The organism is Sphingobacterium bambusae (assembly GCF_033955345.1).
GTDB lineage: Bacteria > Bacteroidota > Bacteroidia > Sphingobacteriales > Sphingobacteriaceae > Sphingobacterium > Sphingobacterium bambusae.
In genome coordinates, this window is the sequence record NZ_CP138332.1 from 1,732,728 (window position 1) to 1,750,110 (window position 17,383).

The 17,383-nt window shown below is 47.4% G+C and carries 7 protein-coding genes; all 7 read left to right on the forward strand.

What is annotated here, in order from left to right:
• The first annotated feature begins 119 nt into the window (after positions 1-119).
• The 7 genes from SCB77_RS07445 to SCB77_RS07475 all read left to right on the forward strand — a co-directional run bounded on the left by SCB77_RS07445 (position 120) and on the right by SCB77_RS07475 (position 17,372).
• Positions 120-2,486, forward strand: coding sequence for an ABC transporter permease (locus tag SCB77_RS07445; RefSeq protein WP_320185798.1), 2,367 nt, complete (start codon positions 120-122; stop codon positions 2,484-2,486).
• A gap of 103 nt (positions 2,487-2,589) precedes the next feature.
• Complete coding sequence (locus SCB77_RS07450; RefSeq protein WP_320185799.1) at positions 2,590-4,968, forward strand: ABC transporter permease; 2,379 nt, start codon at positions 2,590-2,592, stop codon at positions 4,966-4,968.
• Positions 4,969-5,080: 112 nt separating this feature from the next.
• Positions 5,081-7,477: an ABC transporter permease gene (locus SCB77_RS07455; protein ID WP_320185800.1), complete on the forward strand. Its 2,397-nt coding sequence runs from the start codon at positions 5,081-5,083 to the stop codon at positions 7,475-7,477.
• 40 nt (positions 7,478-7,517) lie between these two features.
• The gene (locus SCB77_RS07460; protein WP_320185801.1) at positions 7,518-9,926 is read left to right on the forward strand and encodes an ABC transporter permease; all 2,409 of its coding nucleotides are present in this window, start codon (positions 7,518-7,520) and stop codon (positions 9,924-9,926) included.
• Between the two features lie 78 nt (positions 9,927-10,004).
• Positions 10,005-12,410: an ABC transporter permease gene (locus SCB77_RS07465; protein WP_320185802.1), complete on the forward strand. Its 2,406-nt coding sequence runs from the start codon at positions 10,005-10,007 to the stop codon at positions 12,408-12,410.
• A 75-nt stretch (positions 12,411-12,485) separates the two neighbouring features.
• Positions 12,486-14,894 (forward strand): ABC transporter permease, encoded by a 2,409-nt coding sequence (locus tag SCB77_RS07470; protein ID WP_320185803.1) that lies wholly within the window; start codon positions 12,486-12,488, stop codon positions 14,892-14,894.
• A gap of 69 nt (positions 14,895-14,963) precedes the next feature.
• Positions 14,964-17,372, forward strand: a complete 2,409-nt coding sequence (locus SCB77_RS07475; RefSeq protein ID WP_320185804.1) for an ABC transporter permease — start codon at positions 14,964-14,966, stop codon at positions 17,370-17,372.
• Positions 17,373-17,383: the final 11 nt, after the last annotated feature.

Consider the following 17,383-nt stretch of genomic DNA (forward strand, 5'->3'; position numbering starts at 1 on the left):
AAGTAAAAAAGCAAAAGTAAAAATTAAAAAAACCGACAGCGGTAATAAACACGTGACTAAGACATTAAAAGCAAAGGTTTCGTCTACGGTCTAAGTACTATCATCTAAATACTATAAAAATGGTAAGGAACTATTTTAAAATCGCTTGGAGAAGCCTTCGTAAGAACAAGGGCTTTACAGCCATCAACATATTGGGACTTGCCATCGGTATGGCTGCGGCTATGCTTATTTTCCTTTGGATTAGCAGTGAGGTAAACTTCGATCGGTTTTATCCGAATACAGATCGCTTATATGCTGTGGGTACGCGAGAGCCACTAGACAATGAAATATCAGTCTTTTTCTCGACGCCAAAACCATTAGCTCCGGTTATCAAAGATGAGTTTCCTGAAGTAACGAACAGCACCCGTGTGTCACGAATCAATGGATTCTTGTTTACCGTAGACACCAAGAAACTGACTACGCGCGATGCTGCCTTTGTCGATTCCACTTTCTTAGAAATGTTCGGACTGCCTCTTCTGTCTGGAGATCCGAAAACAGCGTTGATCGATCCGTCGAGTATCGTTCTATCAGAAGATCTGGCAAGAAAGCTCTATGGAACCACAGATGTCATCGGCAGAAATCTTGCTTTAGATCGCAATGAAGTTCTTACGGTCAGTGGGGTTATTAAACCTGTTCCAAGCAATAGCCGCTTTGCCTCTTGGGAGTACCTCCTTCCTTGGACCTGCATGGAAAAACTAGGCTACGCCGATGAAAATTGGGGCAATAGTTCGGTACTCGCTTTCGTCGAACTGGAGCCACAAGCGGATCTTCCCGCCGTGCAGCAAAAGATGCAAAAGATCCTACAACGGCATTCCGCAGATTTACGATCTGAAAGCTTTCTACAGCCTTTGTCAGAGAAGTATCTATACAGCAAATTCGAAAATGGAAAAGCTGTAGGCGGCCGCATAGAGATGGTGCGGGTATTTACCATCATCGCCGGATTTATCCTGCTGATTGCCTGCATAAATTTTATGAACCTAAGTACAGCGCAATCCGAAAGACGTGCTAAAGAGGTCGGTGTACGCAAAGTTATCGGCGCCCAAAAACACACACTTGTAGCGCAATTTCTGACAGAATCTTTTTTGCTGACAATTCTTGCTGGCATCTTTGCCATATTGTTGCTGCTGCTTGCTTTGCCGGCCTTCAGCCAACTGGTAGATAGAAAACTATCCATCGATTTTTCTTCTTGGAAATTTTGGTCGTTATTCGGTGCCTTTATTGTATTGACGGGATTGTTAGCAGGAAGTTATCCCGCTTTTTTTCTTTCTTCATTCCGCCCTATAAAAGTGTTGAAAGAGAAGTTCCAACAGATACAAGGCAAGATAAGCGCCCGAAAGATCTTGGTCGTGTTTCAGTTTGTGATAGCCATCATTATGATCATTAGCACCTTGGCTATCCGACAACAGATTCAACACGGGCAAGATCGCGAAAGCGGATACCAAAAGGATAATCTCGTATACATTCCCGAAAAAGGCGACATCTCCAAAAACATTCACCTTATCAAGCAGGCTTTGATGGAGCAGCAGATTGCCGCATCGGTCACGCGCACCATGTCGCCCCTCACCGAGCGTTGGAGTGGATGGAACGGTTTTACATGGGAGGGAAAAGATCCCAAGAGTATGCTGCAGTTTAACAGACAAACGGCAGATGACAAGCTGGTGCAAACCGCCGGCTTTACTTTAGTTGAGGGCCGTGACTTCGACCTCAACAAATTTCCGACAGATTCTAATGCGGCGATTTTAAATGAATCGGCTATACAGATCATGGGATTGAAAGATCCTGTAGGAAGCTATATTATGGATGGCGGTTCTAAGTTCCACATTATTGGCGTGATCAAAGATTTCATTCAAGAGTCTCCTTTTGATCCTGTCATGCCCTTAGTTTTCGAAGGAGCAAATGGATTTGGCATGCAGACCATGCACATCAAATTTAACCCTAGCTTGTCCACCAAAGAGGCGCTAGAAAGAACGGAGCAGGTCTTTAAAACATTCAACCCAGACTATCCTTTCGAGTACAGCTTTATTGATGAGGAATATGCTAAGAAATTTGATGAGTCTCAGAAAACAGGGAAGCTAGCCAGCTTATTTGCTGGGCTCACCATTTTTATTTCCTGTTTAGGGCTCTTCGGCCTTTCAGCCTATATGGCCGAAAATCGCATCAAGGAGATCGGTATCCGCAAAGTTTTAGGGGCTTCGGTGTTTTCACTGACGCGTTTGCTATCCGGAGAGTTTTTATTGCTCGTTAGCCTAGCCTGCATAATCGCCTTTCCAATTGCTTTTTGGATGATGGATAACTACCTGACAAAATTTACGTACCGCATTAAGATCGGTCCAGAGATATTTATTACGGCGGCTGCAACAGCGCTATTGATCACAATACTAACCGTTAGTTTTCAATCGATAAAAGCTGCACGCGCAAACCCGGTGGACAGCTTACGGAATGAGTAGGGAAAATTAAAAAAACCGACAGGGGGTGAAAAGCATGGTGCGAATTAGTCAAAAGCAAATGCCTCGTCTACGGTCTAAGTACTATCATCTAAATACTAGAAAAATGATAAAGAACTATTTAAAAATAGCTTGGCGCAATTTACGAAAGAGTAAATCATTCTCTATCATCAACATTTTAGGATTAGCCATCGGGATGGCTGGCGCATTGCTCATTGCACTTTGGCTGCAAAATATGCTTTCTATGGATCGCTTCCACGCAAAAAGTGATCGATTGTATATCATCAGTAACCGAGACACCTATCAAGGCGAGCTCCAAGCTTGGTTGAATACCCCAAAAATCATGGGACCAACGTTAAAGAATGACTTTCCAGAAATTGAAAGTTTTACGCGCATCGACCAAGGACACGAGTTTCTTACAACAAACAAGGAGAAGAAACTCGTTTCAAAAGTCGCTTTCGTGGATCCCGGCTTTTTTAACATGTTCAGCTACGAACTGCTTCGAGGCGATAAGGTCAACCCACTGGCAGATGCCAATTCCGTAGTCCTTACAGAAAAATATGCGCAGGCACTTTTCGGCGATGAAGATCCCCTAGGAAAATCGCTGGAAATAGAGTCGACACATCCTGTTTTAGTAAAGGCTGTAATAAAAGATCCCTCCAGCGTCAGCAGTCTGCAATTCGACTACCTCGTATCTTGGGATCTCGCAAAAAAAATGGGCTACGTTGATGAAAACTGGTCTAACAATTCCACGTACACCTATGTGTTGCTAACAGAAGGAACGACATTAAGTCATTTCAACAACAACATTCGCCTATTTAGTCAAAACCATATCAATGTAGGTGATAACGATATCAAATCCACAAATGAATTATTTGCATTCCCTTACAAAGACACCTATTTATATGACGTAAGCGAGCAAGGCAACTACACAACAGGCCGCATTCGACTCGTACATCTTTTTAGTTGGATTGGTGTATTCATCCTGCTCGTCGCTTGTATAAATTTCATGAACTTAAGCACCGCAAGATCCGAGCGAAGAGCAAAAGAGGTTGGGGTTCGAAAAGTTGTTGGAGCGACACGCAAAAGCTTGATCCTGCAGTTCATCATTGAAAGCGTATTAATCAGCTTTTGTGCTGCGGTACTTGCTGTCAGTTTGGTGGTTATCGCTCTTCCGTTTTTTAACAATCTCGTCGAGAAAAACCTCACCATCGCTCTCCTTTCTGGATATAATTGGTTGTTTTTAACCATCTTCAGCTTACTAACAGGAATCGTAGCCGGTAGCTATCCCGCATTCTTCCTGTCTTCTTTCAAGCCTCTTCATACCTTGAAGGGAAAAATGATGGCTTACAGCAAAGGGCTTAACATCAGGTCGCTCTTGGTAATCATTCAATTTAGCCTTGCCATTATCCTGACGATATCGACGATTATCGTCTTCCAGCAAATCCAGCATACCAAAGACAGAGACCGAGGCTATAACGTAAACGGACTCGTAACGACGAAGTTCTCTGGCGATTTATACAAAAACTACGAAAGTCTTCGCCAAGAACTACTGGCCAGCAATGCCGTAACCTCGGTATCTAAGAACATGTCTCCCGTCACTAGCCGCTACAGTAACGGATGGGGATTTAGTTGGGAGGGAAGCGCAGAAAGCGATAAAAGGATATCTTTCAATCGCTTTAGTACAGATGCCGACGCGGTAAAAACGCTAGGGTTTACCCTTGTTGACGGTCGGGATATTAATATATATAAGTATGCGACCGATAGTAATGCGATGTTGCTAACAGAAACTGCCGTCCAAAAGATGCGTTTAGAAAACCCCATCGGGCAGACTATTCAAGGAGATGGACAAAACTGGACAGTGGTTGGGGTGATCAAAGATTTTATCGTCGAGTCACCTTTTGACTCCCCCTATCCCATGGTTGTTTTTGGACCGCAGTCTTGGTTTTCGAATATACATTACCGCCTAAATACAGACAACAATACATCCGATAATCTAAAAACGATCGAGACGATTTTTAATAAATTTAATACAGAATACCCCTTCGAGTTCAGCTTTATTGATAAATCATTTGAAGACAAATTTAAGGAAGCGAAGTCTATCGGAACGATATCCATGCTCTTTGCCGGATTGACCATCTTCATCTCCTGTCTTGGGCTATTGGCATTGATCACCTATATGGCAGAAACGCGCATGAAAGAGATTGCCGTAAGAAAGGTGTTGGGGGCAAGTATCCTCCAAGTGACGTCGTTGCTATCGATCGATTTCATCAAACTGGTCCTTATTGCAATTCTCATCGCCTCACCGGTGGCCTGGTGGGCGATGGAAACCTGGCTACAAGACTATAGCTACCGGATAGAAATACAGTGGTACTATTTTATCCTAGCAGGGTTAACTGCCGTCTTCATCAGTATGGTTACCATCAGCTACCAGTCCATTAAAGCCGCAAGAGCCAATCCCGTGGATAGCCTGCGGGATGAGTAGGGAAAAGTAAAAATGAAAAACTAAAAATTAAAAAAACCGACAGGGGGGTGACAAGTATGGTGCGAATTATTCAAGAGCAAATGCCTCGTCTACGGTCTAAATACGAAGTATCATGATAAAGAACTATATAAAAATCGCTTGGCGCAGCATCTTAAAAAACCGCTTCTTCAGCCTATTGAATGTCGTTGGTTTAGCGATAAGCTTGGCAGCAGCCATCCTATTGGTTTCCTATGCTCGACAAGAATGGAGCTACAACAGACATTTTCACAACGCATCGAATATACATAGGGTTTACCTGCAAGCCAACGCAGAGTATAACTTCGAAAAGTGGACCAACCTACCCAACGCCGTCGGTCCATTTATGCTGTCCGATATCCCCGAGGTGAAATCTTTTGCGCGCTTGGTCAAGCTTGATTTCACCGGCTTTGCTTCTTTTCAGGCAAACGACGACACCTTTATCGAAAAAAACATCGTCCTGACGGACGCGGCTTTCTTTGATCTGTTCGATGTAGAGTTTTTGGAAGGCAATCGCCGCAGCGCCTTCTCCCAACCGGGTAACGTCCTTATTTCCGAGACCCAAAAGCGAAAGATCTTTGGCGATAGTCCAGCCCTTAACCAAACGATGGTCATCAACCAACGTGATACTGTCCACATCTCCGGCGTCTACGCCGATTTCCCGACAAACAGCTCCTTCGACGCCACCATCATGTTGAATATCATGGATTCCTGGATGGGCAAAGACGTGTATTGGTCAAATGCCAGTTACCAAACCTATTGCTTGCTGGATGAAAAGGCCGTACCGACTGATGTCGAAGCTAAAGCCACCGCCTTGATCGACAAGTATATCCCAAAAGACAATCAATACTACACGAAGTTCTTTTTGCAACCTCTTGCGCAGGTTCACCTCTACTCGGCAGACCTCAAAGATACCGTGCTCAGCCGGCAAGGAAACATCGCGAGTGTGAAAATGGTCGTTCTTCTTGCCGCGCTGATCATCGTTATCGCCTGCATAAACTACATGAACCTCGCTACCGCACGTTCACAACGCCACGCTAAAGAAGTGGGCATAAACAAGGTGCTGGGAGCACGACCAAAACAGATCAAGGCACGCTTCTACTTGGAAACCGGATTCATCACCTTTTTTTCCATCTGCGCCGGCCTCCTCTTAGCGTTAGTCGTCGCGCCAATATTCAACACGTTGGTAGATTCCAATATGTCTGCGGCGCAGCTTTTAAGTAAAGAAAGTGTGGGGCTGTGCCTCGCTCTTTGGCTCATCACCACGCTGTTGGGAGGCACCTACCCGGCAACCTTGATGGCAAACATCCCCTCATTATCGTTGATGAAGAAGATTACATCGTCTAAAGGTATGCCCATTTTTCGTCAAGGACTGGTACTCTTCCAGTTTACCTGCTCCATCATCTTGATTATCGGCGTGATTATTATCTCCCTGCAGATGAAACATGTAGCCAATAAAGATCTAGGCTATCAACCGACAAACATTATGATTGTACCCATACGCTCTATACCGTCCATGGACAAATACAACAGCATCAAACAGGCTGTAGAAGGTCTAGCAGGCACCGTCAGCAGCGCCACGCTGCAATCTTTCCCCGGTTTTGGCGAAAGTGGAAAAAACATCCATCGACCTGGAGCGCTCCAAGAGGGGCTGCCCACCGCCACCTCTAGCAGCAATGGACCTGTCGTATCAACCTTAGGCTTGCACCTGCTTGCCGGAACCGATTTGCCGTTGCAATTGCATCCCAACGACACAACCTGTTATGTCCTGATCAACGAAGTTGTTTCTGCCTACCTAGGGTATACTGATCCAAACGATGCCGTCGGAAAAAACATCGGCACCGAGATGAGTGATCGCTCCATCATTAGCGGCGTGGTGCGTAACTTCAATTTTAATAGTCTAAAAGGTGAGATCGGTGGTTACGTTTACTCCCGCATGAATCGCCCTAGCGAAGGATATCGCTATTTGTTACTCCGCTATGATACCAATAAAAAAGAGGATTATGTGCTCCAAGTAAAACAGATCTTTGAAACGCAACTACCACAGGCTGCTTTTGACTATCAGTTTATGGACGACCATATCAAAAAGTATTACAGCGCGGAGAGCAGAACCAACAACATCATTACGACGGCATCCCTTCTGACCATTGTAGTCGCCTGCATAGGCCTGTTCGGGTTGGCCGCATTTACCGCTGAACAACGTCGAAAAGAAATCGGTGTGCGGAAAGTCCTTGGCGCGAGTATATACAAAATTGTGAAATTACTATCCGCACACTTTTTGTTGTTGATCCTTCTCTCATTAATCATCGCAAGCCCCATTGCCTGGTGGATATTCTCCGACTGGTTGCAGAATTTTAACGATAAAATTGCTATTCCTTGGTGGTCGTTTTTGACCGCAGGATTATTCGCTACGGGAATTGCCCTCATCACGATCGGCTTTCAGGCGCTGAAAGCAGCCAAAGCCAATCCGGTGGATAGCTTACGAAACGAATAAAAGAAACACACGAACGGCAACAGATTTAAACGAAAAAAGTATGATCTATCATTTAAAAATAGCGCTGCGTACTTTGATACAAGGAAAGCTATATACAGCCATCAGTATCTTGGGATTGGCATTAGGCATTTTCTGCTCCTTACTGGTATCCACGATCGTGTTGGATGAGTTTTCGTACGACAAAGACTGGAGCCGATCGGCAAATATTTTCAGGTTACTGTCCGTAATGGAACGCGGCACCGAAACAATCGACAAGACCGGGGCGGCTTATGCCGGACTGGCGCCCGAACTAAAGCGCACATTCCCCGAAGTGGAAGAATACAGCGAGCTCTATGTAAGCCCCATTGACATGAAATTGACGCCGGAAAGCAACCAGCATATCAATCTAAAGGCCTTGTATACGGACAGTGCCGTACAGCACCTGCTAGACATCGAACTGCTTCAACAGCAGGATCTGCAGCCCACCAAGCCTGTCCAGAAGATTATCATCTCCGAGCATGTCGCGAAGTCCTATTTTCCAAATACAGATCCGCTGGGCATGGAAATCTATGACCTGCCTCGATACGAATCGAAAGCCAACCGCTATCTGATCGCTGGCGTGATGAAAGACATGCCGGCAAACACACACCTCAGGGCGGATATCGTGATCCTGAAAGACCGAACAGAGAAAGCCCTTGAAAAGGCAGATCACGGCATGTATGTCCGGCATTACCTCTTGCTCAAATCAGGCACAGAACCGAAGGCTTTTGAACAAAAAGTAAACCGCTGGTACCGTGATTACGTGACGAGCAAAAACCCGACCCGCTATGAGCTGCAGCCGATCCAGGATGCGTACCTACGATCGGATTTCCCGGCCTACCAAGTGCATAAAGGAAACCTGCAGCAAAACTACATCTTCATAGCGGTGGCGGCCCTGCTCCTGCTGATTGCCTGTATCAATTTCGTCAACCTCAGTACCGCGCGAGCCAGCAGTAGGCTGAAAGAAACGGGCGTAAGAAAAGTACTTGGCGCAAGCAAGGCTACGTTGATCAGACAGTTTTTGTTAGAATCGATGCTTGTTTTCGGTGTGTCCACCGTCCTGTCCCTACTCTTGTATACCTTGGCCCTACCCTTTGCAGAAAAGTTCATCGAGCACCCTATCGCCTTTACGCTTTCCAACAACTTGGGCTACTTCGGCGCGATTTGGGCTATCGTTTTTCTGATCAGCTTACTCACGGGGCTGTATCCGGCAGTCTTTCTATCGAGTTTTCAAACGGTGAACAACAACATCAACAATTTATTGAAAACACCACGAAATAAACGCAGCAAGCTGCGCGAAGCGTTGGTCGTCGTGCAATTCAGCCTTTCCATCGTTATCCTTATCGCCCTGTTTGTCATGAGCAAGCAGATAAATTTCATGAAGGACAAAGATCCCGGCTTCGACAGCAAGGGCTTGATTAGTATTGACCACATCTCCTTTGATGAGAAGTCTACAGCCTTCAAGGAGGCACTGAACGCAAACCCTAATATACAGTCGCATAGCTTCAGCAGCTGGCTCCCCATGGATGGCGCTGGCTACATGACACGATATATGGAAGACCCCGGTAATCCCGGACACAAGGTGGAGATGTGGTACATCGCCGGTGAACCAAACCTCGCTGAAACGCTGGGTCTGCGATTGAAAGAAGGACGTTTCCTATCAGCAACACGCCCCTCGGATGCCATCGAGGCCGACAACTACGACGACGAATCGAACGCTATGCGCCCAGCTGTTCTGACGGCAAGCACCGCCAAACGACTGCATGTCGCCCAACTCGACCAGGAGATGGGTAAAGAAAAGATTGTGCCTGTTGGCATCGTGGAGGACTTCAACAGCGAATCCCTGCATAAGCAGCTGGTGCCTACCGTTATTGTGGGTTACCGCAATCCGCAGTACGGTGCCTTGCTTATCCGCGTACAGGACGGGAAAGAGCAGGAGGTCATGCAGTACGTCGCTCGCGTTTGGAAAGACCTTTATCCCGATAAATTATTGGATATGGAGCTGATGAAAGATAAACTACAGGCGCAATATAAAGCCGAAGAGCGCATAGAAGCACTGTTTCGTGCCTTCAGCATCTTGACCATGTTTTTAGCCGCATTGGGCGTATTCGGATTGATCGTCAACACCGTCAGTCTCCGTGTCAAGGAAATAGGCATCCGCAAGGTCATGGGTGCATCCGTTTTACGAATCATGACGATGTTGTCCAAAGACTTTCTGAAGCTAACGCTCCTGGCCGCACTTCTCGCCTCGCCCCTGGCTTGGTGGGCCATGCACAACTGGCTGGATAACTTCGCCTACCGCATCGAGATCAATCCTTGGCTATTTGTAGCCGCAGGCCTCATAGCGGTGCTCATTGCCCTGCTAACGGTCAGCATACAGGCCTTAAAGGCCGCACGCGCAAATCCAGTAGATAGCTTAAGGGATGAATAATAGAAAATAAAAAAATACGAAGAGTGGACACAAGAACGGAAGTCTACGATCTAACATCTATAATCTACATACTACAACATGATCACGAACTACATAAAAATCGCTTGGCGAAACCTCTTGAAAAACAATGGATATTCGTCGATCAACATCCTCGGCCTAGCTATAGGGCTGGCATGTTGCCTATTGGTTGTTCTGTACATCCAAGACGAGCTTTCCTTTGACCATTATCATACCAAAAAGGACCGCATCTATCGTGTAGTGCACGATTGGAAAGAAAAAAATGGGATGGAAACACAGCAGATATGGGGTAATGCGCCCGTAGGCGCAGCGCTGAAAGCCGATTTTCCAGAGGTGCAAACGGTCGTGCAGTTTTCCGGTCAGATATCCATCCTGCTGAAGCAAGGCGAAAAGGCATTTCAGGAAGAACGCGTGTTCTGTATGGACTCCACGGCTTTTGATATGTTCAGCTGGACATGTATTGCAGGCAATCCCCACACCGCATTGGCCGCACCTTACTCTATCGTATTGACCGAGACTATGGCCAAGAAATACTTTGCCGACAGCAATCCTATTGGCCAAACCTTGGAAGGAGGCGTCACCGGCGGCCGCGCCGCGCCCGGCATATACACAGTCACGGCCGTCATCAAAGACCTCCCTTCCAACTCCCATTTCACCTTCGATGCCTTACTCTCCATGAGTTCGTTTCGGCAATCTTGGGCTGAAGTATTCGAGCAATGGGGTTACGTAGATTTCTATACCTACCTGCTCTTGCCCGACGGCTACGACATCCACAAACTGGAGAAACAGGTACCCGATTTTATTGCGCGCCATCAGGCATCTCAAGATGGTAAATACAGCATTCACTTCGAACCCATGCTGGGCGCCTATCTAAACTCCAAAGCAGACCGCCAACCTGGCCCTGTGGGAAACATGCAAAATATCTATATTTTCGCGATCATCGGCGCTTTCATCCTCTGCATCGCCTGCGTCAATTTTATGAACCTCGCTACCTCCCGTTCGCTGGAACGCGCCAAGGAGGTCGGCGTACGTAAAGTTGTGGGCGCCAGCCGAAAAAACTTGATCGTGCAGTTTATGAGTGAGTCGCTCCTGCTCGTGGTCTTCGCAGCACTATTGGCCTTGGCACTCGTCATCTGCTCATTGCCTTTTATGGAGATGTTTGCCGGCAAACGCTTTGCGCTGTCCAGTTTATTCCAAATGCAAACCTTCAGCCTCTTTATCGGTATTGTCTTGGTCACCTCCTTGGTTGCGGCCAGCTATCCCGCATTTGTATTAGCAAACTTCAAGCCGGTCAAAGTGTTTAAAGGTTCATCTGGCTTAGCGATGGGCGGGACTTGGCTGAGAAAAGGATTGGTCGTTTTCCAATTCGGTTTGTCCATCGCGTTGATTGCGGGCACCTTGATTGTCTTTTCACAACTGCGCCACCTACAACAAACGGATCTAGGCTTCCAGAAAACCCAAATGCTAGTCATTGATTTTAACTACGACAATCAGGTCTTGCAAAACCTGGATGCCATCAAACAAACCTTTGCCCAGCAAAAGGATGTCCTCTCCGTTTCCGCCTCCCGAAGTATCCCGGGCTCTTATTTCCCTAATGCTGGCACACAGATCGAGCTGCCCGACGGTGAAATGAAACCCTTAAACCAAGCCATATTCGAGGTGGATGTCGACTTTATTGCGAACTTCGGTATACAGATGGCCGCCGGCCGGCCCTATTCTAGGGACTTCCCCGCCGACACCATCAACTCACTGGTCATCAATGAGGCAGCGGCCAAACTGTGGGGCTACCCCGATCCAGAAAAGATCATTGGAAAGCGTTTCGCACAATGGGGACGTGAGGGGCAGGTCATCGGCGTCGTGAAAGACTTCAACTACCTCTCGCTCCATCAAAAAATAGAACCGTTGACCCTACGCCTAGAACCGTTGAGCAGCAAGTTCATAACCTTGAAGATACAACAGGCCAGCAATCCGGAAACAATCGCTAAACTGGCCGACATATGGTCCACCGTAGCGCCGCATCGCCCTTTTCTATACAGCTTTCTTGACAATAGTTTCAACCGCCAATATGAAGCAGACTATCGCTTCAGACGACTGTTCTCCGCGTTCTCGGGCTTGGCCCTTTTCATCGCCTGTCTAGGCTTGTTGGGCTTGGCAACCTACACGGCGCAGCAACGCACCAAAGAAATAGGCGTGCGTAAAGTGTTGGGCGCATCTACCTTTAGTATCGTCAAGTTGCTCTCTATCGACTTTCTGCGCTTGGTCATCATCGCTCTATTTATTGCCGTTCCCTTGGCCTGGTGGGCCATGAATCAATGGCTCAGTGACTTTGCCTATCATATTACCATTCCATGGTGGATTTTTGCCATCGCTGGCGCCAGCTCCTTGTTTATCGCCCTCTTTACCATCAGCGGTCAAGCGATACGCGCTTCCATGGCTAACCCGGTAGATAGCTTAAGAGATGAGTAGTGCGTAAAGGTTAGTTACTGCTTCGGTAGCAAAGCATATTTTTTACTTTTTAATTTTGACTTTTTAATTTTTAACATGATAACGAACTACATAAAAATTGCTTGGCGGTCTCTAATTAAGGCCAAAGCACTGAGTGCAATCCACATCTTTGGACTGGCTGTGGCCATTGCTGCCTCTACTTTGCTTTACCTGACAGCCATGTTCGAGCTGTCTTTCGATAATTTCCACGAGCACCGCGAGCAGGTAGGCTTGCTATACACCGAAACACAGCCAGAGGAAGGAACGAAACGAAGCTCCACCGTATCCTCCCCCTTAGCTCCCGTATTAAAAAACGGCTTTCCAGAGATGGAGTATGTCAGCCGATACATGAACAGCGGTATTATCCTAAGAAACGGGGACAAGCAACTGGAAGCAAGCAACAAATATGTTGACCCCGACTTCCTATCGATCTTCAGCTTTCCCTTTGTAGCGGGAAACACATCGGCCTTAAACGAGCTGGATAACCTGGTGATCGATGAAACCACGGCCAGCAACCTTTTCGGCAGTAGCTCCGTCATCGGCAAACAGGTCGAGGTCTACCAAAACGGAAAATGGGGATCAAAGACCATCAGCGCCGTGCTCTCTAAAATATCTAAAAATTCCAGCTTGACATTCAACACGCTTTTGCGTTTTGAACATAAACCAAACTACCAAGCCAATCTCAACGATTGGGGGCACGAAGACCACAGTGTTTTTGTAAAACTTAAATCGGGCTCAATAAACGACGAGGCCTTTACCAAAAAAGCAAAGCCTTTTGTGGATCTGTATTATAAAGATGAGATTAATATGCGCAAGCGCGATGGCTGGGGCGTGGACAAAAACGGCGCTTACGTAGCCCTCCACCTGCTGCCTTTAACCAAGTATCACCGCAACGATCTCGATGTTGGCCACGGCTCAGCTCCCTTGTTTCCATGGATCTTGTTGATTATTGCAGGGCTGATCCTTTTCATTGCCTGCTCTAATTTCATCAACCTATCCTTAGCCAACTCCTTTGCTAGAAATAGAGAAATAGGCACACGGAAAACGTTGGGCGGCACCACGGCACAGCTGATGTTACAACTTTGGACAGAATCCTTCTTACTGTGTCTGCTGGCTACCTTAATCGGCATCGGACTTGCTTGGGTGTTGCTGGGCCAGTACAATGCGATTATGAACTACAGCCTCTCCATCGCCCAGTTGCTATCGCCATTAAATCTTGTTTTCTTCTTGCTGACCTTCCTCCTGCTAACCATGCTATCTGGAGGATACCCCGCTTGGCGAATTGCAAAAGCCAATATTATACAAACATTAAAAGGAAAAGCATCCATCAAAAGCAGCAAGCTGCGCAATAGCTTGACCGTACTGCAGTTTTCAATCGCCATTGTCTTAATCTTGGCTACCATCATTATCGGTATCCAATTGCGCTACATCGCCGAGCGCCCTTTAGGCTTTGACAAAACGGAAGTGATCAGTATCCCCATTGGCGAAGGGATAGACCATGAAAATGCTGTACAACAAATGCGCGTAGCTCTTGCGGCACAGCCTTGGGTAGAAAGCGTCAGCGCATCAGATCTCAACCTAGGCCGTGGCCGCGATGGATCCATGTCGACCAGCCGCTTTGGCTTTGATTTCGAAGGACGACAGGTCTACACCAATTTCATGCGCGTAGATTACGACTACCTGAAGACCCTCGGTATCCAGCTCCTGCAAGGGCGAGACTTCGACCGCAGCTTCTCCAACGATACGCTTACCGTCATCATCAATAAGCAGATGGCGGCGCAGCTGGGCGGTGCTGATAAGGTATTGGGCAAAAACCTCAGCATGGATGGAAATCCGCAGATCATCGGCATTATCGACGACTTCAACTACCAGGATCTACGCAGAAAGGTGGAACCATTGACCTTATCCATCAACCCCAACATCTTCTCCGTTGCTTATATCTTTGTGCGCGTGAAGACCGACAATCTGAGCGAGAGCATGACCAAGCTAGAGGAAATCTGGAAAAAGGTAAATCCAAAGGCTAACATTGCCGCATCCTACCTCGATGAGAATACGCAGAATATGTATCGCGACGAGCAACGCTTCGTCCAGATCGTCATCAGCGGTGCGGTTGTAGCCATAGCGATATCCTGCCTCGGCCTTTTTGCATTGGCTCTACTGATGATCAACAAACGTGTAAAAGAAATCGGAATACGAAAAGTATTGGGTTCCTCAGTCATGCAGATCGTTGTTTTACTATCCAAAGAGTTTGTCAAGCTGATGCTCCTAGCTTTTATCATCGCGTCGCCGCTAGCCTGGTGGATGATGAACGCTTGGCTGCAGAGTTACGCCTACCGCATCGAAATCACCTGGTGGATGTTTGCCGCAGCTGGTGTACTGACAATTGGTATCGCGCTTGCAACCATCGCCTGGCAAACGTTGCGCGCCGCAACCAGCAATCCAGTCGACAGCTTGAGAGATGAGTAGGGAGTTACTGCCTGCTTAGATTCGGAGCTACAGGTTTTTAATTTTTATTTTTGACTTTTTAATTTCTTCATGTCCAGCATATACCTAACAACGAAAATCGCTTGGCGCAATTTGCGCAAGCATAAAGTACACAGCAGCATCAACATTGTAGGCTTACTGTGCAGCATGGCTTTTGTGCTGTTGATAAGCGCCTACATATGGCAGGCCTATCAGGTAAACGCTGGATTACGAAACAAGGATAGGCAATTTGCTTTACAAAGCAGTTATAAACAACCCGGCATAGGGCTCGACCTGACGACAGTCGGCGCCTTGCCGCGTGCGCTTAAGGAGGAGTATCCAGCGCTCGTTGCCAACTACTACCGGCTCGATGGCCTGACCTGCATCATCTCCAACGGCACGGAAGTATTTGAAGAAAACGTATCCCTAGGCGATTCCACCCTACTCAGCATGTACGGGTTTTCCTTGCTACAGGGCAATGCCAATACAGCCCTATCCAATCCCTTTTCGGTCGTCATCGACGAACAGGCGGCTATGAAATATTTCGGAAAGAAAGAAGCTGTGGGTGAGCGACTGCGTATTCGCAACTTTGCGGGAGAGCAGCGTGATTTCGAAGTGACCGCCGTAATCCATCAGGCTTCGGAGAATTCTATCATGCGCTTGATGCCCAGTATGCAGACCGCGATTTTCCTGCCCATGAGTAGTGAGCAATATTTCGGACGCGACGTAAACAACTGGCAGAACCTATGGATTGCTGGCTTCATCGAGCTTCAAGAGGGCGTCACACCCGAGCAGCTCCAGCAGCCTATAAAAAAATTACTGGAACAGCATGCAGATAAACAGATTGCCGAGAACCTGCAGCCACAGCTGAAGCCCCTTGCGACCTACTACCTAGACGACAATCAGGGAGCGATCAGACAGCTGCTTTTGGTATTAAGTTTGACAGCGGCCTTCCTCATCATCATGGCCATTATCAACTTTGTGAACCTCAGCATCAGCCAAAGCCTCACGCGGCTGAAGGAAGTAGGCCTGCGCAAGATCTTAGGCAGCAGCCGTAAACAGCTTATCGTGCAGCTTCTCGCAGAATACTGCTTGATGGTATGTATAGCAGGTCTGCTTGCACTGGCACTCTATCCGCTGCTGGCGCCTTGGTTTTCATCTGTGATGATGAAAGACCTTCCTGCCCTATCCGCGCTTCCTTTCCGCTTTTTCGTTCTGTTCTTCGCGGGCAATGTGGTTCTTGGCCTTCTAGCAGGTATTTATCCAGCACTGAAATTATCGAGCAATCCGGTTGTCAGTGCGGTCAAGAATCAATTGAACGAATATGGCGGCAAGCACCTTATCCGACGATCGCTCCTATTGCTGCAGTTTGCCGTAGCTGTGCTGGTGCTCATATCATCGGTCATCATCGCTAGGCAAGTGGATGTATTCATCAACGGACAGCTGGGCTACAACAAAGATTATTTGCTTACTGCGCAGGTGCCACGCGATTGGTCTGAAAGCGGCTTGCACAATATCCAGCAGGTACAGCAAGAGCTTAGGCAGCTAGCGCAGGTAAAAGATATCAGCCTCTCCTACGGCATACCCAATTCCTTTGGCAATGGGATACAAACGGTTAGTAAGGTGGGCGCTGAAGAAGGAGTCGACGCCTTGGTCATCACTTCCGATCAGCATTTCGCAGCAACTTACGAGATACCTCTATTGGCAGGGCAGTTTTTCGCAACACAAGAAGATCCCTCCATTTCCACCAAAGTGGTGATTAATAGAAAGGCCGCGCAAACACTGGGCTACGCCACAGTCGATGAAGCCCTCGGGCAATCGATACAGCTTTTCGATGGCGAGTTTACCGGAACTATTGCCGGCGTCACCGAAGATTTCTATGCAAACTCGATGCACAGCGCATCACCCGCTGTTGTTTGGGTTCCCGTGCAGGCCAGCATGCAGTACCGCTTTCTGAGCATCCGGCTCCAAGCAGGTCCCATTGCCCCTGCCGTCGCTGCCTTGGAACGCCGATGGAAAGAGCTGATGCCCGACGCTCCGTTTCAATACAAGTTCATCGACGAGACAATCCAAGCTATGTATAGCACCGAAATACAGCTAAAACGCGCCGCCCAGACGGCCACAGCAATATCGATGCTCATCGTTCTGCTCGGCGTTATCGGCCTCACATCGCTTTCTATCAATCTGCGCCTGAAAGAGATTGGAATCCGAAAGGTTTTAGGAGCCAACCTCCGCAATATGGTGCTGCTGTTCAGCAAGGAATTTTTCGTCATTTTTGCGGTAGCCTTATGTGTCAGTATTCCTCTTACCTATTTCTTCATGCACCGGTGGCTGATGAACTATGCGGTAAAGATCGATCTGCAGCCGCTATTATTTATCATCCCAATCATCGGTTTATCCACAGTTTTACTTTTGTTTATCGCCGGGCTAGTGCTGCGAGCCAACACCCACAATCCTATAAAAAGCCTACGGGACGAGTAATACCTCCTTCT